This is a genomic window from Albidovulum litorale (genome assembly GCF_025751495.1).
Lineage (GTDB): Bacteria > Pseudomonadota > Alphaproteobacteria > Rhodobacterales > Rhodobacteraceae > Albidovulum > Albidovulum litorale.
This window is the reverse complement of record NZ_JAOWKZ010000001.1, coordinates 112,417-134,058: the sequence shown is the minus strand read 5'-3', so window position 1 is coordinate 134,058 and position 21,642 is coordinate 112,417. Positions and strand designations below refer to the sequence as shown.

Below are 21,642 nucleotides of genomic sequence, written 5' to 3'. Positions count from 1 at the left end.
CCTTTTCTTTTGCAAGACGGAATGCGTACGCGTATCAGCCCGATGCGTCTCACTGCGCGGCGACGGGTTCCAGTACCGTGATCCCTGTAGCAGCGGCCCGGGCCAGTTCAGGGTCAAGGGACATCGGCACATATTCCCCACGCCGCCACAGCACGCTCAGGTCGTCATAATGACGCGAGAGCGGATGGCCCGACTGGCCCGTCGATATGATGAATACCGAGCTGTCGGGATCGGCGAAATCATAGACCCCGCGATAGCCTGCGCCGTTGACGTTCTGAAAGGGGTCCGGTCCGGTGCCGGCCGTTAGGCCACGGTCGAGCGTATGGTCGCCGCCGCTGGTTGATTGCCGGATATTGACGAACCAGTTCAGCACCGGCGTTCGTCCGAGCACAGGATGATCATGCGTTGCCTGATGGGCGTCGCCCCAGCGCCAGCTTTCCACATTCGGCCCGTAGCGCTCAGACAATTCCAGAAGGGCGTCATCAAGCGACATTCGCGCGATGTCCGTGCAGCTTTCCGTGGACGCCGACTGCATCACGTCGCACCAGCGCGCTGCGCCGTCGATATCGCGGAAGACCCGTTCGATGAACAGCGGTTCGACATGGGTGAAGGCGTCGGCCAGAGGGCCAAGCTCGTCCTGGATCAAACGGTTCTGCAACGCCCGTACCCAAGCCGCATAGATCAGCGGTTCGGGCAGATGCTCGTTCATGTCGCCGTCCCATTCGGCCAGTATTTCCAATGCACGCTGGCGTAGCCGCTCGGGCGTGCCAGCCGGCGCCGCCTCGCCTGTAAACCAAAGATCGGCGGCAATCAGCGGTAGGATTGTACGCGCGGCGGGTGAGACTGTGTCGAGCTGAGCGGCGATAAAGCTTTCGCGGCTATGGACTTCGCGTTCCTGCATCAGCCGGGTCCAGCGCTGCACCCGCTGGGTGTCGCCCCAGTTGAAACTCACATGGCGGGGGAAGGGGCGGTCAACGGTTTTGTTGTTGGTATTGCCGACAATACCGCCCGACGGGTTAACAAAGCGGGGATTTGAAGCATAGGGCAGATAGCCCTGCCACCGGTTCTGCACCATCCAGCCGAGCGACGGCAAACGACCCTGTCCGTTCATGCCCTCGTTGCGCGCCGGCATCTTGCCGAACATCACCATTGCGACGCCGTCCTGGTCGGCCATGGTCACGTTCATCGCCGGGGCGACATAGTCCTTACCGATGGCGATGCCTTCGGCCACCGAGCGGGCCTGCATCAGCCGGATCGCGGCGCTCATCGTCGTATCGGCGGGGTCAAGCGCCGTCCAGCTCAGCGCTGCGACGTGGTTGCGCGGTGTGATCGTATCGAGGTCCATGTGGCTGCCGGGCAGGATCGGGCCGTTATCGCTCCAGCGCAATGTGACGGTGATCGGCGCGGCATCCTTGATCTCGATGATCGTTTTCCGGTTCTCGAAGGTCTTCCACCCTTCAGGCGTGCGGTAGCGCTCGGTGTCGGCAGGGTTTAGCTCTTCCAGATGGATGTCCTGATCATCCATCCATGCCGCGCTGATCCCCCAGCCAAGGTTTGCATTCCGGCCGGTCAGGATTGCGGGAATGCCGGGGATGGTCGCGCCGATCACCCCGCCCGATTCCAGGTCCAGCCGGGCCAGATACCACAGAGAGGGAGCGGAAAAGTCGAAATGCGGGTCATTGGCCAGAAGCGACCCTCCCGCCGCCGACCGGTCAGGTGCCGCGGCCCAGGCATTTGAAGCACCGGAAAACACCGGTTCCTTCAGGGGAGAGAGGGGGTCGGTCATCGGGCTGATCGCCGCGTAGGACCGCTTTACACCTGGCACGAGGCTGGCATAGGGCGGCAGCGCAGCTACGCCGTCACCCGGTACGTCTGGCAGCAGGTCCTGCGCCCAGTCGCTGGACAAGAGCGATAGCCTTGCGCGCAATATCTCGGCTCGGGCCTGCGCTGTGGCCCTGAACGCCATGAGTTTCAGGATCGCGATGGAATCGGCAGGTTGCCAATAGGCGATTTCGTTCGAGAAGAGGAAAAGTTCCGGGGCGCCGCGCCCCTTGGCCTCCTCGTTCACGATGCTGATCCAGGCATTGACGCCGCGCGAATAGGCCTCGAGCGCCGCCAGCGTCTCGTCGTCTTGCGCGGCAAGCGAATGGCTCGCCAGACCGTTGAGATCAAAGCGGCGCATCAATTCATCGGTCTTCGCGGTGCGGGTGCCGAACACCTCCGACAACCGCCCCTGCGCTGTCCGACGCTGCACGATCATCTGCCAGAGCCGATCCTGTGCATGGGCAAAGCCCAGCGCGAAATACACGTCCCCGTCGGTCGTGCCGAAAATATGCGGCACATCGGCAGTGTCGCGCACGATTTCGATCCTGTCAGAGATATCGTCGAGACGGAAATCCTCGTCATAGTCGGGCAACGACCTTGCCGCGAAATAATAGGCGAGCGTGACCACACCCACGGACAGGAGCAAGAGTCCCGTGAATATCCGCAAGAGCCAACGAAACGCGGTAAGCATGACACTCCGAAAGGACAGGCAGGTCCGGCGCGCCCGCAGACGCCGGAGCTCGCAACCGGTTGACGGCACGGGCAGGGCGGTTAACTAGGGCAGAACGGGCCGAACCGCAATGATCTTGGGAGGATAGGATGGCGAAGCTGGCATTTCTTGGCTTGGGTGTGATGGGCTTTCCGATGGCCGGCCATCTGGCAGCGAAAGGTCATGATGTAGCGGTCTATAACCGCACGGCTGCAAAAGCCGCGTCATGGGTGGAAAAGCATGGCGGCCGGGCGGCCGCGACCCCGGCCGAAGCGGCGCGCGGGGCAGAGTTCGTGATGGCCTGCGTCGGCAATGACGACGACCTACGCTCGGTTTGCCTCGGCCCCGACAGTGCGTTTGCCGGGATGGAAAAGGGATCCGTCTTCGTCGATCACACCACGGTTTCGGCGGCCGTTACCCGTGAACTCGCCGCCGCTGCGGCAAAAGACGGGATCGGTTATGTCGATGCGCCAGTCTCCGGCGGTCAGGCCGGCGCGGAAAATGGTGTTCTCTCGGTCATGTGCGGCGGCGATCAGGCGAGCTATGACCGGGCCGAGCCAGTGATTGCGGCCTATTCCCGTATCTGCCGCCGCCTCGGCGATACGGGCGCGGGCCAGCTCGCCAAGATGGTCAACCAGATCTGCATTGCCGGACTTGTCCAGGGCCTTTCCGAAGGGCTGCATTTCGCGGAGAAGGCCGGGCTTGATATTGAGGAACTCGTCGAGGTGATCAGCCAGGGGGCTGCCGGGTCCTGGCAGATGGTCAACCGCCACAAGACCATGAAGGACGGCAAGTTCGATTACGGTTTCGCAGTAGACTGGATGCGCAAGGATCTTGGCATCTGCCTCGCCACCGCCGAGGAGAACGGCGCCAGCCTGCCGGTCACGGCGCTGGTCGACCAGTTCTACAAGGATGTCCAGAAGATGGGTGGCGGCCGCTGGGATACGTCGAGCCTTTTTGCCCGGCTCCGCAAGCTCGGATAAGCCTCCTCGGCGGGTCGGCCCGCCCCCGGGCGGGTCGGAACCGGCTCAGGGAATGATGCGGCTGTACTTCGTGCCGTTCAGTGTCGCGCCCGCGATGAAACCCGACTGGCCGAAGACATAGGCCACGACGGGCGACAAGGTGGTTGTCGTCTCGATCCCGGCTGCGGCGCCGCCATCGGGCAGCGCGTAGACGATGTCGGTGCCTGCGGCCCAGCCATCGGCTGCGCGGAATTTGGACAGAGCCTCCGGCGTGCGAAACACCAGTACATGCGAGTACTGCTGGGCGCCGATCTGCAAGCCCCAGCTCGCCTGTGTCGCCGAGTAGTAGTCCACCGTCACATCGTTGATCCGGAGCGCGCCGCGCCCGTAAGCCCCGCCGAAGCCAAAACCCGCCTCGGTCACGACCGGCATGTAGAGAACACCGGCCGCATTTGCGATTTCGGCTGTGGCGCCCGGAAAATTCGCGCGCACGTAATCGCGCGTCGCGTCGACCCGAGCATCGAGGCGCGCGCCGCCCTGACCACCGACGCCGTTGCCGCACGCGGCAAGTCCCAGCACCGCGCCGCCCGATAGGATGATGTTGCGACGGGAAAGTCCGTTCATGTTACTGCTCCGCTCTCAACTGCCTATGCCGACCTTGTCTGGCCGGTTCACTACCATCTATAGGGCAGAATACCCGCCATGTCATTAAGTGTTGTGCCGGGGCACGAGAAGATGAGCGTGCTTCAGCCAGCCAAGGCCCGTGCCGCATCGGGGGCGAAATAGGTCAAAATCCCGTCGCAGCCTGCGCGTCGGAAGGCCAGAAGGCTTTCCAGCATTACCTCCTCCTTCACCCATCCATTCAGGATCGCACCCTTAAGCATCGCGTATTCGCCCGAGACCTGATAGGCGTAGGTCGGCACACCGAACGCATTTTTCACATCGCGGCAGATGTCGAGGTATGGCATGCCCGGCTTGACCATCACCATATCCGCACCTTCGGAAAGGTCGCGGGCAACCAACCGCAGCGCCTCGTCCCGATTGGCCGGGTTCATCTGATAGGTCTTCTTGTCACCCTTGAGCGCACCCGAAGCACCGACCGCGTCGCGGAACGGACCGTAGAAGGCACTCGCAAATTTCGCCGCATAAGAGAGGATCGTCACATCCTTGTGGCCGTCGGCCTCCAGCGCCCGGCGCATCGCACCGATGCGGCCATCCATCATGTCCGAAGGACCAAGGATATCGGCCCCCGCCTCGGCCTGCGCCAGCGCCATCCTGACCAACGCCTCGATCGTCTCGTCGTTCAGGATCACTCCGTCGCGCACCAGCCCGTCATGGCCATTGGCGTTGTAGGGGTCGAGTGCGACGTCGGTCATCACCGCGATCTCGGGCACGGCAGCCTTGATCGCCCGCACGGCGCGGTTCGATAGGTTTTCAGGGTTCCAGGCCTCTTCGCAGGTTTCGGTCTTCAATGCGGGATCGGTATACGGAAACAGGCAGATTGCCGGAATTCCAAGCTTTGCCGCCTCCTCGGCGGCGCGTACCGTGCCCTCGACGGTCAGGCGTGACACGCCAGGCATCGAGGCCACCGGTGCATCCGCCCCGGCGACATCGGTCACGAAGAGCGGCCAGATCAGGTCCTTTACGCTCAGGCGGTGTTCAGCCACAAGGTCTCGCAATGCTTGCGTCCGTCGCAGGCGGCGGAAACGGGCGGCGGGAAAGCTCGCATCTGTCGGGGTCATGGCAATCGCTCTTTCGTCAACTTAACAAGCGGTTCGCACGGATCGGGATACATCTCAAGGGTGGAAACCGTCGCAGGGCGGCGATAGCATCGGCGACGGCAGAAGGGCGAGGGGCAGGAATTGGATTGGACGCGGCTGATTTTGGACCTTATTGACCTGAGGTCGTTTTCCAATCTGTGGTACTGGATCGCACTGGCCGTTACCTGGTCAACTGCGTCGCACTGGGTGCTCGGGGTGCCCTATGACATGGTGCTGCGTGCCCGGCGTGTTGGTGGGCAGGCGGAAACTGACCTCGAAGACCTCGTCCGTATCAATGTCAACCGCATTCTTTATATTGTAGCTGAGGCGGGTTTGTTCCTGATGATCCTTTTGTCATTCACCCTTACCACGCTGGCGCTTTTGGGGTTTGTCTACAAGGTGGAGTTCTGCCAGGCCCTGTTCCTGATCGGCGCGCCCATGACCCTGGTCGCCTTCATGACCGTCATGACGGCACGGCACATCGACAAAAACGGCGACCGGGGTGAAGTCCTGCGGCGGCGGTTGTCACTTCACAGACTGGCTGTTCAGGTGCTCGGCATGATCTCGATCTTCGTCACCGCGATCTGGGGGATGCTTCAGAATTTCAACATCTCGGTCCTGCCCGGTTGACACCGGCCATGGGGCGGATAGGTGAAGGCGGATGACAATGCCCGCCCATATCACTTTAACCGGCGCCCCCGAGGGTTATGACGCCCGACTCCTCGCCGCGGAGTTGGCCAAAGGCGTGTCTGTCTGCCACATCGCCCGCGATGACAAGCGGATGGAGGCAATGCGGGCAGCTTTGGCCTTCTTTGCGCCCGATGCGTTGGTGCTGACCTTTCCGGCATGGGATTGCCTGCCTTACGACCGGGTTTCGCCGAATGCCGATACTTCGGCCACCCGCATGGCAACGCTAGCCGCGCTGACACAGGGTCTTCCGGGTCCGTTCATCCTGCTGACCACACTGAATGCAGCCACGCAGAAGCTGCCCGCGCGCGAGGTGTTGCAAGCGTCCGCTTTCACCGCACGGGTAGGTCAACGGATCAACGAAGGTGCTCTGCGCGACTTCCTTGTTCGTATGGGGTTCAGCCAGAGCCCCACTGTGACCGAACCCGGTGATTATGCGATCCGGGGCGGCATCATCGACATCTATCCGCCGGGCGAGGGCGGTCCGGTCCGGCTTGATCTTTTCGGTGATGTGCTGGACGGCGCGCGGCGTTTCGACCCGGCAACGCAAAGGACGACCGAGAAACTGACGGTTGTGGAACTTGCGCCGGTCTCCGAGGTCATCCTGGACGAGGCGTCGATCACCCGGTTCCGCCAGAATTACCGGATCGAATTCGGCGCTGCTGGCACCGACGATCCCTTGTACGAGGCCGTCAGCGCAGGCCGCAAACATGCGGGCATGGAACACTGGTTGCCCTTCTTCCACGAGCGGCTTGAGACGCTCTTTGACTACCTGCCCGGCGCCTCGGTCATGCTGGACGATCAGATCACGCCTGCCCGCGATGCACGGTGGGTCGGGATTGCGGATCAATACGATACGCGTCTGGAGGCCATGAAGCGTAGGGACCGGCTGGATTCGGTCTATAAACCCGCGGCGCCGGGGCTGCTTTACCTTGATGATAGCGCATGGGATGCGGCGCTTGGCGGGCACCGCGTGATCCAGCTGGTGGAGTTGCCGCAGGCCACAGGGCCTGGCGTTCTGGATGCGGGCGGGCGCATCGGTCGGAATTTCGCGCCCGAACGCCAGCTTGAGAATGTCAATCTTTTTAGTGCGCTGGCGGACCACCTGAATGCACGCCGTGCCGACGGGCAGGTTGTCGTCGCATCGTATTCCGAAGGCGCGCGGGAGCGTTTGAAAGGCTTGCTGGAGGATGAGGAGGTCCATGGGGCCAAACTCATCCGTGATTTCCGCGATGTTCCCGAAGGTAAGGGCGGGCTTTTCCTTGTCGTCTGGGCGCTCGAACACGGGTTCGAGGGCAAGGGCCTGACCGTCATTTCCGAACAGGACGTTCTGGGAGACCGGCTGATCCGGGGCGCAAAGAAAAAGCGCAAGGCCGAAAACTTCCTGACCGAGGCGCAATCGCTGTCACCCGGCGATCTCGTGGTCCATGTCGACCACGGAGTCGGCCGCTACACTGGGCTTGAAACCATTCTGGCGCTCGGCGCGCCGCATGATTGCGTGGCGCTGGAATATGCGGGCGGCGACCGGCTGTTCCTGCCGGTCGAGAATATCGAACTCCTCAGCCGTTACGGCCATGAAGAGGGCCTTCTGGACAAACTCGGCGGCGGGGCCTGGCAGGCCAAGAAGGCCAAGCTCAAGGAACGCATCCGCCAGATCGCCGAACGGCTGATGCGGGTCGCTGCTGAACGGCTTCTGCGCAAAGCGCCGATCCTTGAGGCGCCGCACCATGAATGGGACGCGTTTTCGGCCCGCTTTCCCTATCAGGAAACCGACGATCAGCTTTCAGCGATCGACGAGGTGGTGGACGATCTGGCCGAAGGTCGGCCGATGGATCGGCTGATTGTCGGCGATGTCGGCTTCGGCAAGACCGAGGTCGCGATGCGCGCCGCGTTCATCGCGGCGATGTCGGGCGTACAGGTCGCCGTGATCGCGCCGACGACACTGCTCGCGCGGCAGCATTTCAAGACCTTCTCCGAACGCTTCCGAGGCACGGCGATCACGGTCCGGCCCTTGTCCCGCTTTGTCTCCGCCCGCGACGCACAGGCCACACGCGAAGGGCTGGCCGAGGGTACGGTAGATATTGTCATCGGCACCCATGCGGTTCTGGCCAAACAGGTGAAGTTCCGCAATCTCGGTCTGCTGGTCATAGACGAGGAACAGCATTTCGGCGTCACCCACAAGGAACGCCTGAAGGAGATGCGATCCGAGATCCATGTCCTGACACTGACCGCCACACCGATCCCGCGGACACTTCAACTTTCGCTCACAGGTGTCCGTGATCTTTCGATAATCGGCACTCCGCCAGTCGACCGTCTAGCGATCCGCACCTATGTCAGCGAGTTCGACTCAGTCACTATTCGCGAGGCGCTTCTGCGCGAACGGTACCGGGGCGGGCAGTCCTTCTATGTCGTCCCGCGCATCAAGGATCTGCCCGAGATCGAAGACTTCCTGAAGACCAATGTCCCTGAGGTCTCCTATGTCATCGCCCATGGTCAGATGGCGGCGGGCGATCTCGACGAACGCATGAACGCCTTCTATGACGGCCAGTATGATGTCCTCTTGGCGACCACCATCGTCGAAAGCGGTCTGGATATCCCGACGGCGAACACGATGGTCATCCACCGCGCCGATATGTTCGGGCTCGCGCAGCTCTATCAGATCCGGGGCCGGGTGGGGCGATCGAAGCTGCGCGCCTACTGCTACCTGACCACCAAGCCCCGCACGCCGCTGACACCGAATGCGCAGAAGCGGCTGCGCCTTCTGGGCAGCCTCGACAGCCTCGGCGCGGGATTCTCGCTGGCCAGCCAGGACCTCGACCTGCGGGGTGCCGGTAACATTCTGGGCGAGGAGCAATCCGGCCACATCAACGAGGTCGGCTATGAACTCTACCAGGCGATGCTGGAAGAGACGATTGCCCGGATCAAGGCGGGTGATATTGCGACGCCGACCGAGGATGACGGCCAGTGGTCGCCGCAGATCAATCTCGGCGTGCCCGTGATGATCCCAGAAAGCTACGTCCCGGACCTTGACGTTCGGCTCGGCCTTTACCGGCGCCTGTCGTCGCTGACGACGAAGGTCGAACTGGAAGGGTTTGCGGCCGAACTGATCGACCGTTTCGGGCCGGTGCCGAAAGAGGTGAATACTCTCTTGCTGGTGATGCGGATCAAGGCGATGTGCCGCCGTGCCCATATCGGACGGCTTGATGCAGGGCCGAAGGGTGCGACGATCCAGTTTCACATGGATAAATTCCCGTCCCCCAGCGGGTTGGTCGATTATCTTCAGGCGCAGAATGGTCTTGCGAAGATCAAGGACAACAAGGTCATCGTGCGCCGCGACTGGGCCAAGGACAGCGACAAGGTCAAGGGCGCATACGCCATCGCCCGCGATCTGGCGGAGAAAGCGAAAGTTGTGGCCGCAAAGTAATCGAAAGGCGGTGACCCGGGGATTGGGCCACCGCCTTTCTGGCCAAAGGGCAGGGACAGACCCCGGCCGTTGGCCCGGTTACCAGACACACCCGTCGACATCGCACCAATAGCCGACGCTGCAAGACATCACTAGCTAACCACCTGGCGCGATACGTGACGACATGCCACGAACCTGACCCGAGTATTGTGATACCCCACCGGACCTTTTGCGGCGTCACAAGAACACCGCCGGATTTAGGATTGAGTTATCGCTGCTGGCTAAACAATCGCGCTCCGATGTTATCCGATAACATCCGCACGCGGGACCAGCCGCATCAGGAGAAGGGCCGTCAGCGAACAACCCAAAACCCCGGCCATCAGCGGCACTGGTGTGCCATCAAAAGCCAATCCGATTGGCACCGCGACAAGAACGGAAAGAACCGTTGCCAATGCCGCCACGATGGAGCTCGCCATGCCGGCGATATGGCCCATCGGTTCCAGTGCCAGCGCGTTGAGATTGCCGATGGTCAGGCCGATCATGAAGAAAACTGTTATTGTCCAGTAAAGATAGAACCAGAAGTTCATGTAATCCGGAACGAGACCAAACATGAAAATCGCCAGAATGACGGTGGAATTCGCAACCTGTGCAGCAAAGGTCGCCTTTACCATGAACCGCATGCCGAGATGGGGGACCAACCGCGCATTCAAAAGGCTCGCCGTGCCAGCAATGAGCGCGATCACCGCGAACCATTTCGGGAAACCCTCTGCCCGGCCAAAACTCTGGTCGAAGACCTGCTGGGTTGACGAGAGCGTCGTGAAGAGTGACGCGAAGGCCAGCGTCTGGACCAAAGTTACCGACATGACCAACCGATGGGTCAGCACCTCCCGCGCGGCCTCAATTAGCGCGGTGGAGGAGAATGGGCGGCGATTACTGACCGGTAAGGTTTCGGCCTGACGCAGCATAAACCATGTCATCGAAATCGCGACGAAAAGGACGAAGGCGATGAAGATTCCGCGCCAGCCGAACCCGTCGATGATGAACGCACCAAAAAGCGGCGCCACGGCGGGCACCAGCGTGAAGACCATCATCACGAAAGAGACGAGCCGCGCCATGTCGCGGCCCGCATAAAGATCACGGATCAGGGCCACTCCGGCGATGCGGGGCCCGGCAACACCAAGCCCCTGCAACAGTCGTGCCGCAAGAACCAGTTCCAGCGTCGGCGCAGCCCAGGCCAGCACCGCGCCGATGGAATAGAGCACTGCGCCCCCAAGGATCACCGCCCGCCGCCCGAACGTGTCCGACAGGGGGCCGGTCACGAAGGTGCCGATGCCCATGCCCAGAACAAAGCTGGTGATGATCAGCTGCGCCCGGTTCGGCGAGTCCGGTGTCAGTTCGGCCGCAATTTCCGGCATCGCGGGCAACATTGCATCAATCGAGAATGCCGTCATCGCGAACAGCATCGCCAGAAGAGCGACAAACTCGATGGTGGGCAGGCGGCGGATAGCAGCGGTGTCGGGAATGGCCGTCATCGCTCCGCGTCCCGCTGCATCTCCGCGATGCGATCTGTCAGTTCCTCGATGATCTTGCCCCAGGTCTCGGTCGGTTGCGCCCCCTGAAGCACATGCTGGTTGGCGATGACGAAGCACGGCACGCCGGTCACACCCCGCTCGCGGGCATGGGCATCGCGGGCGCGGATATCCTCCACATCGCCGTCACCATCCAGCAGGCGGCGCATCATGGCGCGGTCCAGCCCAACCTCTCCGGCGATATCGGCCAATACATCGGCGTCGCCTACGTCGCGCCCGTCACGCCAGAGCGCGCGGAAAAGCGCCGCAACCATCGGCGTCTGCCGCCCCTCCAGCCCCGCCCAGTGGATCAGCCGGTGCGCGTCGAGCGTATTTGGCGTTTTGGCAATCTTTTCGAGGTTCAGCTCGACCCCCGCCTTTTCGGCATGTTGGATCAACGGCATGTAGGCGCGCACCGCGCCCTCCTTGCCGCCGAATTTTGCCTCCATATAGGCGCGGCGGTCCATGCCTTCCTTCGGCATTTCCGGGTTCAGCTGAAAAGGATGCCATTCGATGGTGAAGGGATGATCGGCATGCGCCTCCAGCGCCCGGTCGAGATAGGCCTTGCCGACATAGCACCAGGGGCAGGCGATATCTGATAGAATATCAAGCCGGATCATCGGGTTTCCTTCCATTCTTCACGTAAAGCGCGCCGGTTGATCTTGCCGTTCGGCGTCACCGGTATGGCATCGCGGCGGATATAGAGGCGGGGTTGCTTGTAACGCGCAAGGCAGGTTTCAGCATGGGGGATGAGCGCGTTTTCCTCGGCCTCGCCCGTGTAGAAAAGCGCGATGACCGAGGTATCGGCCCTGACCGGCACTTCCACCGCCGCGCTGGCGGCCACGCCGGGATGCGCGTTCATTGCCGCCTCTATCTCTGACGGCAACACCCGGAATCCGCCCGCATTGATCATGTCATCGGCGCGGCCAAGCGTAGAGATCGCGCCGTCATCGGCCATTTCCACCATGTCGCCGGTCTGAAACCAGTCGCCTTCGGGTAGCACGATCACATCACCCTCAAGCGTACCGAGAAAGAGGCCCGGATCGGAGCGATGGACGGAGAGGATGCCGGGCCCTCCGCGCGGTACCGGACTGCCGTCCGCTCCAAGAACCGCGATACGTCGGCCCGGCTGGGCGTAACCCGTGGTGCCGTCCGGAGCGGGACGGGCAGGCGACGAGGACAGGAAGGTCGAGCATTCCGACATCCCCATCGCCTCATGCAGGTCAGTGCCGGTTGCCGCGCGCCATGCATCGCGCGTTGCGGGCGACAGCTTCTCGCCCGCCGACAGTCCGTGGCGCAGGCGGGGCAGTGACACTGGCTTCCCAGATTTGAGGATCTTTCGGTAAACACCTGGAACGGCTGCAAAAATCGTTGCATCAAACCGTTTCGCGAGCAAAGGAAGCATCTCTGTCGTCACGCCTTCGGCCGGGATCAGGGCGGTGGCCCCTGCGACCCATGGATCGAAAAGGCCTGTGCCAAGCGTATAGGTCCAGTTGAGCGCGCCCGCATGCATCAGACGGTCTTCGGGCCCGATCCCGGTCCAGCCCGCCGCCATCATGCCGCGCGCCCAGACCGCACGGTGGGCATGGGCAACAGCGCGTGGCGTTCCCGAAGTGCCGGAGGTGAAGACGACGTAGGCCAGCCGGTCTGGGTCCCCCATGACATAGTCTGCGGGCGGCAGCGCCTCATAGCCCCGCAGCACCTCCTCTGCGAGAACGGGGCAGACCGGATCATCGGGAAGCGCGATGCCTGCGCCCGCGACGATCAGCGCCGGGCGGACGGTCTGGCACAACCGCGTGACCTCACTAGTGGTCAGACCGGCGGCCGTGGGCACTGGGATCAGCCCCGCTGTCACCGCACCCAGAAAGGCCAGAGGGAAAGCTACGCCATTGCCCAGGCGCAGCATCACCCGGTTGCCCGGGGCCAGACCTGCCTGCCCCAAACCCGTCGCTACTCCGCGCACGGCGGCCTCCAACCGCCCGTAGCTCCAGCGTTCCGCCCCGTCCGCCCGTACGATCTGCAAGGCAATATGGTCTGATCGCCCACTTGCGCGCGCCAGAACGTGTTGCGCCAGATTGAAGGGTGCGGGGCAGGCTGCAAAGGGCTGGGGATCGGTCACGGACAGCATGGCCCTTCGCTACGCCCTGGGCCCGGGCGTTGCAAGCGGTGGTGGAATGGCGTTAATGCAGAACCATGTCTTCCGGGATGAACAGATGAGCGATATCGACCCAACCGGCATCATCCGCATCGCCCGCGCCGACGGGGCCGGCACGGAGCGGGCAGAGCCCCTCAATCTGGGTCTGAGGGTGCGCGAACTGCGCAAGGAACGCGGCTGGACGCTGGAACAGGCGGCAGGGCAGGCGGGGCTTGCGCGCTCAACGCTGTCGAAGATCGAAAACGGTCAGATGTCACCCACTTACGAGGCGCTGAAGAAGCTCGCCGAGGGGCTGGCAATCTCGGTTCCGCAGCTTTTTACGCCGCCATCCAAGGGGCAGGTTTCCGGCCGGATGGCAGTGACGAAATCGGGTGAGGGGCAGGCCCATGCGACCGCGACCTACGAACACCGGCTTCTGGCCGGTGCGCTCAGGGCCAAGCAGATGCTGCCCTATACGGCCCGCATCCGGGCCCGCTCAGTTGAGGAATTCGACGGCTGGGTTCGCCATGACGGGGAAGAGTTCCTTTATGTGCTGACCGGCGTCGCGCGGCTTTACACCGAGTTCTACGAACCCGTCGATCTCCGTCGCGGCGACAGCGCCTATTACGACGCCTCGATGGGCCATAACGTAATTTCGCTGAGCCCTGAGGATGCGACGATCCTTTGGGTGACAAGCCTGATGTAAACGGTTGAAGGATTTCATATGCGCGTGACGACACGCCCGATTGAGGGGCAGAAGCCGGGAACCTCGGGTCTTCGCAAGAAGACGAAGGTATTCATGTCCAAAGGTTATCTGAAAAACTTCATCCAGTCGATCTTTGACGCAACCGGGGGTGCTGAGGGCAAGACCTATGTGCTGGGGGGCGACGGGCGCTATTTCAACGTCGAGGCTGCCCAGACGATCCTGAAGATGGCGGCCGCCAACGGCGCGAAACGGGTGATCGTCGGGCAGGGCGCGCTTCTCTCCACGCCCGCCGCCTCGCATCTGATCCGGCGGAATGGCGCCGATGGCGGCATAATCCTATCGGCCTCCCACAATCCCGGCGGGCCGGATGCGGACTTCGGGGTGAAGTTCAATGGCCCGAATGGAGGGCCAGCCTCTGAGGCGGTGACCGAGGCGATCTTTGCCCGCAGCGGTGAGATTGATGCCTATTGCATCGCGGATGAGCGGGACATTGATCTGTCTAAGATCGGCATGCAACATATTGGTTGCATGGAGGTTTTCATCATCGATCCGGTGGCGGATTATGCCAGGCTGATGGAAAGCCTTTTCGACTTCCCGAAGATCCGCGCGATGTTCGCAGGCGGCTTTCGCATGCGCTTTGATGCGATGTGCGCGGTGACCGGACCCTATGCGAAGGAAATCCTCGAAGGGCGGCTCGGGGCCGCGCCGGGAACGGTTGTCCATGCCGAGCCTTTGCCCGATTTCGGCGGCATGCATCCCGACCCGAACCCGACCTGGGCGCATGAGCTGATGGATGAGATGTTCGGGGCAGACGCCCCGGATTTCGGCGCGGCCTCGGACGGGGACGGGGACCGCAACATGGTCGTGGGGCAGGGGATTTATGTCTCTCCCTCAGACAGTCTCGCGGTTCTGGCCGCGAACGCCCATCTCGCGCCGGGATATCGTGCGGGCCTGAAAGGGGTGGCGCGGTCGATGCCGACCTCCTGCGCCGCTGACCGCGTGGCGGAGGCTCTGGGGATCGGCGCCTATGAAACGCCGACGGGCTGGAAGTTTTTCGGCAACCTCCTCGATGCGGGCCGGGCGACGCTTTGCGGCGAGGAAAGCTTTGGCACCGGATCGGATCATGTACGGGAGAAGGACGGGCTCTGGGCCGTGCTTCTATGGCTGAACATCCTTGCCGAACGCAAGGAAAGCGTTGGGGAAATTCTGAAGGCGCATTGGCGGAAATTCGGGCGCAACTACTATTCCCGCCACGACTACGAGGCGCTTCCGGTCGAGGTGGCGAACGAGGTTATGGACGGGCTGCGCGCCCGGTTGCCCGGCCTGCCGGGAACGGATCTTGCGGGCCGGACGATCAGCTCGGCGGACGACTTCGCCTATGCAGATCCGGTCGATGGTTCGACGTCAGAGCGGCAGGGGCTACGCGTGGTGTTCGGAGACGGATCGCGGATCGTCCTGCGCCTCTCCGGCACCGGGACCGAAGGGGCCACGCTGCGGCTTTATCTTGAACGTTATGCGGCCGGGCCGGACGGGCTGGATCAGGAGGTGCAGGCGGCGCTTGCGCCGATGATCCGGGCTGCGGAGGAGCTTGCCGGAATTCGGGCCGTGACCGGGCGCGAGGGGCCGGATGTCGTGACCTGAGGCAAGGCCGGGGGTTTCACCCCCGGACCCCCAGAGTATTTTCGGACAGAAAGTGGACGCTTTACCCCCGCAGGCGGCGCCCGTCCGCGTCGAAGGCATAGGCATGGGACGGGTCGTAGCCAAGCGTGATTGGCTGGCCGACGCGCTGGTCGTGCTGGCCGAAGAGCCGGACGGTCACGATGTCGCCCGCCTCGGTGCCGACAAGCAGGTTGGTGTCGCCGCCGAGCCGTTCGACATGGGTGACGGTGCCCTTGATCCGGCCATCGGGCAAAACACGTAGATGTTCCGGGCGGATGCCGAGCGTGGCGCCCTTGGCACCAAGCGGGCCGGCGGGCAGGAAATTCATCGAGGGCGCGCCGAGGAAGCCCGCGACGAACTGGTTGTCAGGATCGTTATAGAGTTGCATGGGAGAGCCGACCTGCTCCACCCGCCCGTCGCGCAGGACCACGATGCGGTCGGCGAGCGTCATCGCCTCGGTCTGGTCATGGGTGACGTAGATCATGCTCGCCCCAAGTTCGCGGTGGAGCCGCGCGATTTCCACGCGGGTTGCCATGCGCAGGGCGGCGTCGAGGTTCGAGAGCGGCTCGTCAAAAAGGAACAGTTCGGGCTTGCGCACGATGGCGCGACCAATAGCGACACGCTGGCGCTGTCCGCCGGAAAGCTCGGCGGGGCGGCGTTTGAGGTAGTCCTCAAGCGACAGCATCTTCGCGGCCATGGCGATGCGCTCTTCGATGGTGGCCTTCGTCTCGCCCGCCTGTTTCAACCCGAGCGCCATGTTCCCCGTCACATCGAGATGGGGGTAGAGCGCGTAGGACTGGAACACCATCGCGATGCCGCGCTTGGCAGGTGGCGTGGCGGTGACATCGCGTCCGCCGATGCTGATCGTACCCGATGTCGCGTCCTCCAGCCCGGCAATGACCCTGAGCAACGTGGATTTGCCGCAGCCGGAGGGACCGACAAAGACAATGAATTCGCCTTCCGTGACCTCCAGATCGATGTCCTTGAGGACATGAACCTGACCGAAGGATTTGTTGATCTTCTCAAGCTTCAATGCGGTCATCTTGTCATCCTACAGGTCGATGGCCTTGCCGGTGCGGATGCTTTCATCCGCTGCAAGGCAAATGGCGAGGGAGGCGACGGCGTCCTCCATATGGCGGGTCAGGTCAATGTCTTCGGCGATGGCGCCGAGGACAAAGGCCTGTTCGGCATCGCAGAGCGCCTGATGGTCAGGCTCTCCGGGGAAGTCGATATCGGTATCGGGTTGGTCCGCCCGGTGGATGCGCAAGCTGCCGACCTTGGTATGGCCTTCCACACTGTCGCTCTCGGGATGCATGCCCGAGAGGATAGAGACGGCACCATTGGGGCTGATCACATCCTTCACGAAATAGGCGACTTCGGACATCATCGGGCCCCAGCCAGCCTCGTACCAACCGACCGATCCATCGGTAAAGATCACCTGAAACTGGCCATAATTGTACATGTCGGGCGCGATCTCATCCGAGAGGCGCAGGCCCATGCCATGCACGCGGACGGGTTTCGCATCGGTGATCTGGCACATCACATCGACATAGTGGACGCCGCAATCGACGATCGGCGGCGTCGTCTGCATCAGTGCCTTGTGCACCTCCCATGTCGGGCCGGTGGATTGCTGGTTGAGGTTGAGACGGAAAACGTAAGGTCCGCCGAGTTTCCGCGCCTCGGCGATCAGGCGCTGCCAGGACGGATGGTGGCGCAGGATATAGCCGACCACAAGCTTGCGGCCCGTGGCCGTCGCGCAGTCGACCACACGGCGCGCATCGGCGACAGTTGTCGCCAGCGGCTTTTCGACAAAGACATGCGCCCCCGCCTCCATCGCCGCCACCGCGTATTCCGCATGGGTATCGGAATAGGTCGCGATGACGGCGAGGTCGGGTGTGGTGGCGGCAAGGGCGCGCGCGAAATCGTCAAAGACGGGGTAGGCGGCAAGGTCGGGGTGGTCGCAGGTGCCGGAGCGGTTCACGAGGCCCACGATCTCGGCTCCCGGATGGTGGTGATGGGCCAGAGCATGGGAAAGTCCCATATTACCGAGACCTGCGATCAGAACCCTCATTTCACCGCCCCCGAGGTGATGCCGCGGATCAGCTGGCGCGAGAAGATGACGTATAGCAACAGCACCGGAAGGATGGCGAGCGACAGGGCCGACAGGACCGCATTCCAGTCGGTCACGAACTGGCCGATGAAAACCTGGCTGCCAAGCGTCAGCGTCTTGGTCTCTTCCCCCGGCGCCAGGATCAGCGGGAACCAGAGGTCGTTCCAGATCGGGATCATGTTGAAGACCGCGACAGTTGCCATCGCGGGCCGCACAAGCGGCAGCACCAGTTTGAAGAAGATCGCATATTCGCTCATCCCGTCGATACGTCCCGCATTCTTCAGGTCATCCGAGACCTGGCGCATGAATTCCGAAAGGATGAAGACCGCAAGTGGCAGGCCCTGCGCCGTATAGACGAGGATCAGCGCCCAGAGTGTGTTCACAAGCCCCGTCTGCACCATCAGTTCAAGGATCGCGACGGTGCCGATCCGGATCGGGATCATGATGCCGAGGGCGAGGTAGAGCCCCATCAGCGTATTGCCCTTGAACCGGTACTCGGCCAGCGCGAAGGCCGCCATCGCCCCGAAGAGAAGGATGAAGAACAGCGACGCCACCGTGACGATGAAGGAGTTTTGGAAATAGAGGAAAAAATCCCCCTGCTTCATCACCGTCTGGTAGCCGATCATCGAAAAACTGTCGGATGAGGGCAGGGCCAGCGGTTCGCGAAAGATCGCCTTCCGCGTCTTGAACGAGTTGATCAGGATCACCACGACCGGGAAGAGCGCGATGACGGTCCAGGTGATCAGCGCGGCATGGGCGGCGAAGGAATTGAGCGGGTTTTGGCGGGCCTTGTTCATGATCTCCCCCTCAGAACTGGTAGCGCCGCATGCGCGTCTGGATGGCGAAGAGATAGAGGCAGACACCGGCAAGGATGATGGCGAACATGGCGGTCGCGATGGCTGAGCCCATATGCGGGTCACCCAGCTGCAACTGAAAACCAAAGAAGGTGCGGTACAGGAAGGTGCCAAGGATATCGGTTGAATAATCCGGCCCCGCCAGCGCGCCCTGTGCGGCATAGATCAGGTCGAAGGCGTTGAAATTGCCGACGAAGGTCAGGATGGAGATGATGCCGATCGAGGGCAGAATGAGAGGCAGCTTGATCTTCCAGAAGGCTGACGCGCCGGTAATGCCGTCGATCTCGCCGGCCTCCAGCACCTCTTCGGGGATCGAGAGGAGTGCTGCATAGATCAGCATCATCGGGATGCCGACAAACTGCCAGACCGAGATCAGCGCCAGCGTCGTCAGCGCGTATTCCTCTTTCCCGAGCCATGGGGCAAACAGCGCCTTCAGCCCGACCGCATCCAGCATTCCGGGCGCGATACCCCAGATGGGTGACAGGATCAGCTTCCAGGCGAATCCGACGATGACGAAGGACAGGATCGTCGGGATGAAGATCGCCGAGCGGTAGAGTGCGGCAAAACGCAGGCGCGGATGCGAGAGGATCGCCGCCAATGCCACGCCGATCGGGTTCTGGATCAGCATATGGACGATGAAGAACCAGAAATTGTTGCCAAGCGCGTTCCAGAAGCTCTGCGACCAGCGCGGATCGCCAAAGAGCGTCGTGAAATTCGCGAGGCCCGAAAAGACGCGCCCCTCTTCACCCGATGTGTAAAGCGCCAGCCTCAGCGTGTTGAACAGCGGCCAGATCATAACCGCCGTATAGACAAGGACGGCCGGCGCCAGAAACACCGCGATATGAAGCCGCGACCTCGAAGCCATGGCGCCCTCCTTCCTTCTTCTGTTCAGAAATACTCTCGGGTGGTCCGGGGGGCAGAAGGCCCCCCGGCGGGTCGGCCCGGCGTCAGCCGGGACGAAACCGGTTACTGTTGCGGCGCATACCAGGAGGCGAGGCCATCCTGCAGCCGCTGACTGGCATCTTCCGGGGTCTCGGTGCCCTTGATCACGTTGACGCTCGCGTTCCAGGTTTCGGTCTCAAGGTTCGGCGTGCCGCGCGACAGAATCTGGTAGGTCGAGCGGATCGTCGAATGGCATTTGTCCCGCCAGGAGACGAATTCCTGTGCCAGCGGGTCCTCCATCGCGACCGGCGCCGAGTTCAGCGAGAAGAAGCCCGGCAGGGCGTTGGCGTAGAGCGTCGCGAATTCGGCCGAGCCGACCCAGTTCAGGAAGGTTCGCGCCGCGTCGGCATTCGGGCTCGCGGCATTCAGGCCGATGGCGATGTCGGTGTGGTCGGAGATGTAGCATTCGTCACCGGCATTCTGGACCGGCGGATAAAAGGCGCCCATCTCGAAATCGACCAAGCTGTTGAAACCCGAGATTTCCCACGAACCCGCCGGATAGATCGCCGCACGGCCAAGGGTGAACAGGTTCTGGCTGTCGGGATAGGTCTGCGCCTCATATCCGTCGCCGAGATAAGCGCCCCATTTTGCCAGTTGCCGGTAGGGCGCGACCCAGGCCTCGTCGGTCAGCTTCTGCTCACCCTTGATCAGCGCCAGTCGGCCTTCCTCGCCCTTCCAGTAGTTCGGGCCGATATTGTTGTAGCCCATGGTCGCGGCTTCCCACTGGTCGTTGGTGCCCATCGCCATCGGGATGTAGGTGCCGTCTTCCTTGATCTTGTCGAGGGCGGCGAAGAAGTCGGCCTCGGTCGCCGGAACCTCGATCCCGAGCTCTGCGAAGGCGTCCTTGTTATAGATGAAACCGTGGATGACCGAGGCCATCGGGACACAGAACGTTGCCGATCCGTCATCGGTCTGCCAGGCGGATTTTGCGACGTCAGAGAAGTTCGCCATCGCCTCAAGGTCGGAAAGATCGGCCAGCTTGCCGCCGTCAAAAAGTGCGAGCGAGGCGTCGAAAGGCCGGCAGGTGATCAGGTCGCCCGCGGTGCCCGCGTCGAGCTTGGAGTTCAGCGCGGCGTTGTATTCTGCGGGTGCAGAGGGGGTGAACTGGACCTTGATGCCGGGATTGGCGGCCTCGAAGGCCGGGATGATCTTGTCTTGCCAGATCGACAGGTCATCATTGCGCCAGCTTTCAATGGTCAGCGTCACGTCCTGCGCATTGGCCGCGAAGGCCGAGCCGAGGACCGTGGTGGCCAACAGGAGGCCGGTCAGTTTCTTCGGTGTCATTGCTCACTCCCTTGGTTGGTCTGGATTGTCCGGCCCTGGATGCCGGTTTCGGTGGCCCGCGCGAGCGCCGCGCGGAGGTTGTTGTCGCTTGTCATCAATAGTCTGGCTGCCTCATCGGGGTTCGCTCCCTTGGCAATCAGAACGGCGGGTTTCACCGCGCCACCCGCTGCGGCCAGCGCCCGGGTCGCGGTATCGGCATCAACCCTGGCGATTTTCATCACCATCGCCTGCGCGCGGGCGCGCAGCTTGGCATTGTCGGCCACAAGGCCGACCATCATCCCATCGTGGACTTGGCCCAGCCTGATGCCCATCAGCGTCGACATAAGGTTCAACGCGACCTTCTGCGCCGTTCCGGCACCCATCCTTGTGGACCCGGCAATTACTTCGGGCGGCGTCGGCAGGCAGACCGCGACGTCTGCATGTCCGAAGATCGGTGCACCGGGGTTGTTGGCAACGGCAATGATCTTCGCGCCTTTCGCCCTGGCGGCGATCGCCACTGCGACAGGGTAGGGGGTGCTGCCAGACGCCGTAACGGCGATGACTGCGTCTCCCTTCCGGATCGCCACAGCGGCTTTCTCGGCTTCCTTGGTATCGTCTTCTGTCGCGCCGGGCATATTTGCATCTGTCGGAAGGCCACCGGCCATCAGAAGCAGGATGCTTTCGGGAGGGATGCCGTAGGTTCCGGGCAGTTCGATACCATCGGCATTCGCCATCAGGGCAGAAGAGCCCGCGCCGGCATAGATAAGACGATGGCCTGTGCGGATCGCCTCCGCCATTATCTCGGCGCCGGCCTCGAGTCCTGGCAGTGCACTGTGTACGGCATCGACTGCGGCTCTTTGCGCGATCAACAGCACATCAAGAACCTCCTGCCCCGGACGGACATCAAGGCCTTTGGCGGCTTTATGAAGTCGCTCAGTGGCAGCTGACGGCATCGAATCCTCCTCGCTCGAATAAGAATACCTATTTAATACCTTTTGTCCAATATTTTCTTGCTCGGCCTCTATTGGCCTTATCGTAGCGCCAGTTTTTGCCTTCTGGTT

At 62.4% G+C, this 21,642-nt stretch carries 17 protein-coding genes; 5 read left to right on the top strand and 12 right to left on the bottom strand.

Translation table 11 applies throughout. The annotated features are described in order from the left end of the window. Positions 1-49: 49 nt before the first annotated feature. Positions 50-2,515, bottom strand: coding sequence for a penicillin acylase family protein (locus OEZ71_RS00605; protein WP_263737994.1), 2,466 nt, complete (start codon positions 2,513-2,515; stop codon positions 50-52). A gap of 128 nt (positions 2,516-2,643) precedes the next feature. Here OEZ71_RS00605 and OEZ71_RS00600 point away from each other — a divergent pair, with 128 nt between their 5' ends. Then, entirely contained in the window at positions 2,644-3,516 is an 873-nt protein-coding gene (locus tag OEZ71_RS00600) for an NAD(P)-dependent oxidoreductase (RefSeq protein WP_263737993.1), read from the top strand. 45 nt (positions 3,517-3,561) lie between these two features. Here OEZ71_RS00600 and OEZ71_RS00595 read toward each other — a convergent pair whose 3' ends face one another. Together OEZ71_RS00595 and hemB are read right to left on the bottom strand one after the other, a co-directional pair. Next, positions 3,562-4,119, bottom strand: coding sequence for a lipid-binding SYLF domain-containing protein (locus OEZ71_RS00595; protein ID WP_263737992.1), 558 nt, complete (start codon positions 4,117-4,119; stop codon positions 3,562-3,564). Positions 4,120-4,241: 122 nt separating this feature from the next. Next, on the bottom strand, positions 4,242-5,237 hold the full coding sequence (hemB, locus tag OEZ71_RS00590; RefSeq protein ID WP_263737991.1) for a porphobilinogen synthase: 996 nt from the start codon (positions 5,235-5,237) through the stop codon (positions 4,242-4,244). 120 nt (positions 5,238-5,357) lie between these two features. On the opposite strand from hemB, the gene OEZ71_RS00585 reads away from it, so the two are divergent. Both OEZ71_RS00585 and mfd read left to right on the top strand, forming a co-directional pair. Then, positions 5,358-5,885 carry a component of SufBCD complex gene (locus OEZ71_RS00585; protein ID WP_263737990.1) on the top strand — a complete coding sequence of 176 codons (528 nt, stop codon included), beginning with the start codon at positions 5,358-5,360 and terminating at the stop codon, positions 5,883-5,885. Positions 5,886-5,916: 31 nt separating this feature from the next. Continuing rightward, complete coding sequence (gene mfd / locus OEZ71_RS00580) at positions 5,917-9,366, top strand: transcription-repair coupling factor (RefSeq protein ID WP_263737989.1); 3,450 nt, start codon at positions 5,917-5,919, stop codon at positions 9,364-9,366. 281 nt (positions 9,367-9,647) lie between these two features. On the opposite strand, the gene OEZ71_RS00575 is transcribed toward mfd, so the two are convergent. From OEZ71_RS00575 to OEZ71_RS00565, 3 genes are read right to left on the bottom strand one after another with little or no spacing between them, the layout of a single operon-like run. After that, positions 9,648-10,877: a multidrug effflux MFS transporter gene (locus OEZ71_RS00575; protein ID WP_263737988.1), complete on the bottom strand. Its 1,230-nt coding sequence runs from the start codon at positions 10,875-10,877 to the stop codon at positions 9,648-9,650. Then, positions 10,874-11,533 (bottom strand): DsbA family oxidoreductase, encoded by a 660-nt coding sequence (locus tag OEZ71_RS00570; protein ID WP_263737987.1) that lies wholly within the window; start codon positions 11,531-11,533, stop codon positions 10,874-10,876. The genes OEZ71_RS00575 and OEZ71_RS00570 overlap by 4 nt, the downstream gene beginning before the upstream one ends. Beyond that, the gene (locus tag OEZ71_RS00565; protein WP_263737986.1) at positions 11,530-13,041 is read right to left on the bottom strand and encodes a class I adenylate-forming enzyme family protein; all 1,512 of its coding nucleotides are present in this window, start codon (positions 13,039-13,041) and stop codon (positions 11,530-11,532) included. The genes OEZ71_RS00570 and OEZ71_RS00565 overlap by 4 nt, the downstream gene beginning before the upstream one ends. An 85-nt stretch (positions 13,042-13,126) precedes the next feature. Between OEZ71_RS00565 and OEZ71_RS00560 the strand changes: the two genes are divergently transcribed. Together OEZ71_RS00560 and OEZ71_RS00555 are read left to right on the top strand one after the other, a co-directional pair. Beyond that, positions 13,127-13,753, top strand: a complete 627-nt coding sequence (locus OEZ71_RS00560; RefSeq protein WP_263737985.1) for a helix-turn-helix domain-containing protein — start codon at positions 13,127-13,129, stop codon at positions 13,751-13,753. Positions 13,754-13,771: 18 nt separating this feature from the next. Beyond that, complete coding sequence (locus OEZ71_RS00555; RefSeq protein WP_263737984.1) at positions 13,772-15,394, top strand: alpha-D-glucose phosphate-specific phosphoglucomutase; 1,623 nt, start codon at positions 13,772-13,774, stop codon at positions 15,392-15,394. A gap of 61 nt (positions 15,395-15,455) precedes the next feature. Here the strand turns inward: OEZ71_RS00555 and OEZ71_RS00550 are convergent, their stop codons facing one another. The 6 genes from OEZ71_RS00550 to OEZ71_RS00525 form a co-directional block, all read right to left on the bottom strand. Further along, positions 15,456-16,454, bottom strand: a complete 999-nt coding sequence (locus tag OEZ71_RS00550) for an ABC transporter ATP-binding protein (RefSeq protein WP_263737983.1) — start codon at positions 16,452-16,454, stop codon at positions 15,456-15,458. Positions 16,455-16,463: 9 nt separating this feature from the next. Then, positions 16,464-17,483, bottom strand: coding sequence for a Gfo/Idh/MocA family protein (locus tag OEZ71_RS00545; protein ID WP_263737982.1), 1,020 nt, complete (start codon positions 17,481-17,483; stop codon positions 16,464-16,466). Next, positions 17,480-18,319: a carbohydrate ABC transporter permease gene (locus tag OEZ71_RS00540; RefSeq protein WP_263737981.1), complete on the bottom strand. Its 840-nt coding sequence runs from the start codon at positions 18,317-18,319 to the stop codon at positions 17,480-17,482. Before OEZ71_RS00540 ends, OEZ71_RS00545 begins: the two co-directional genes overlap by 4 nt. A gap of 10 nt (positions 18,320-18,329) precedes the next feature. Continuing rightward, positions 18,330-19,241 (bottom strand): carbohydrate ABC transporter permease, encoded by a 912-nt coding sequence (locus OEZ71_RS00535; RefSeq protein WP_263737980.1) that lies wholly within the window; start codon positions 19,239-19,241, stop codon positions 18,330-18,332. 101 nt (positions 19,242-19,342) lie between these two features. Next, complete coding sequence (locus OEZ71_RS00530; RefSeq protein WP_263737979.1) at positions 19,343-20,602, bottom strand: ABC transporter substrate-binding protein; 1,260 nt, start codon at positions 20,600-20,602, stop codon at positions 19,343-19,345. Further along, positions 20,599-21,534: an N-acetylmuramic acid 6-phosphate etherase gene (locus OEZ71_RS00525; RefSeq protein WP_263737978.1), complete on the bottom strand. Its 936-nt coding sequence runs from the start codon at positions 21,532-21,534 to the stop codon at positions 20,599-20,601. Before OEZ71_RS00525 ends, OEZ71_RS00530 begins: the two co-directional genes overlap by 4 nt. Positions 21,535-21,642 lie beyond the last annotated feature (108 nt).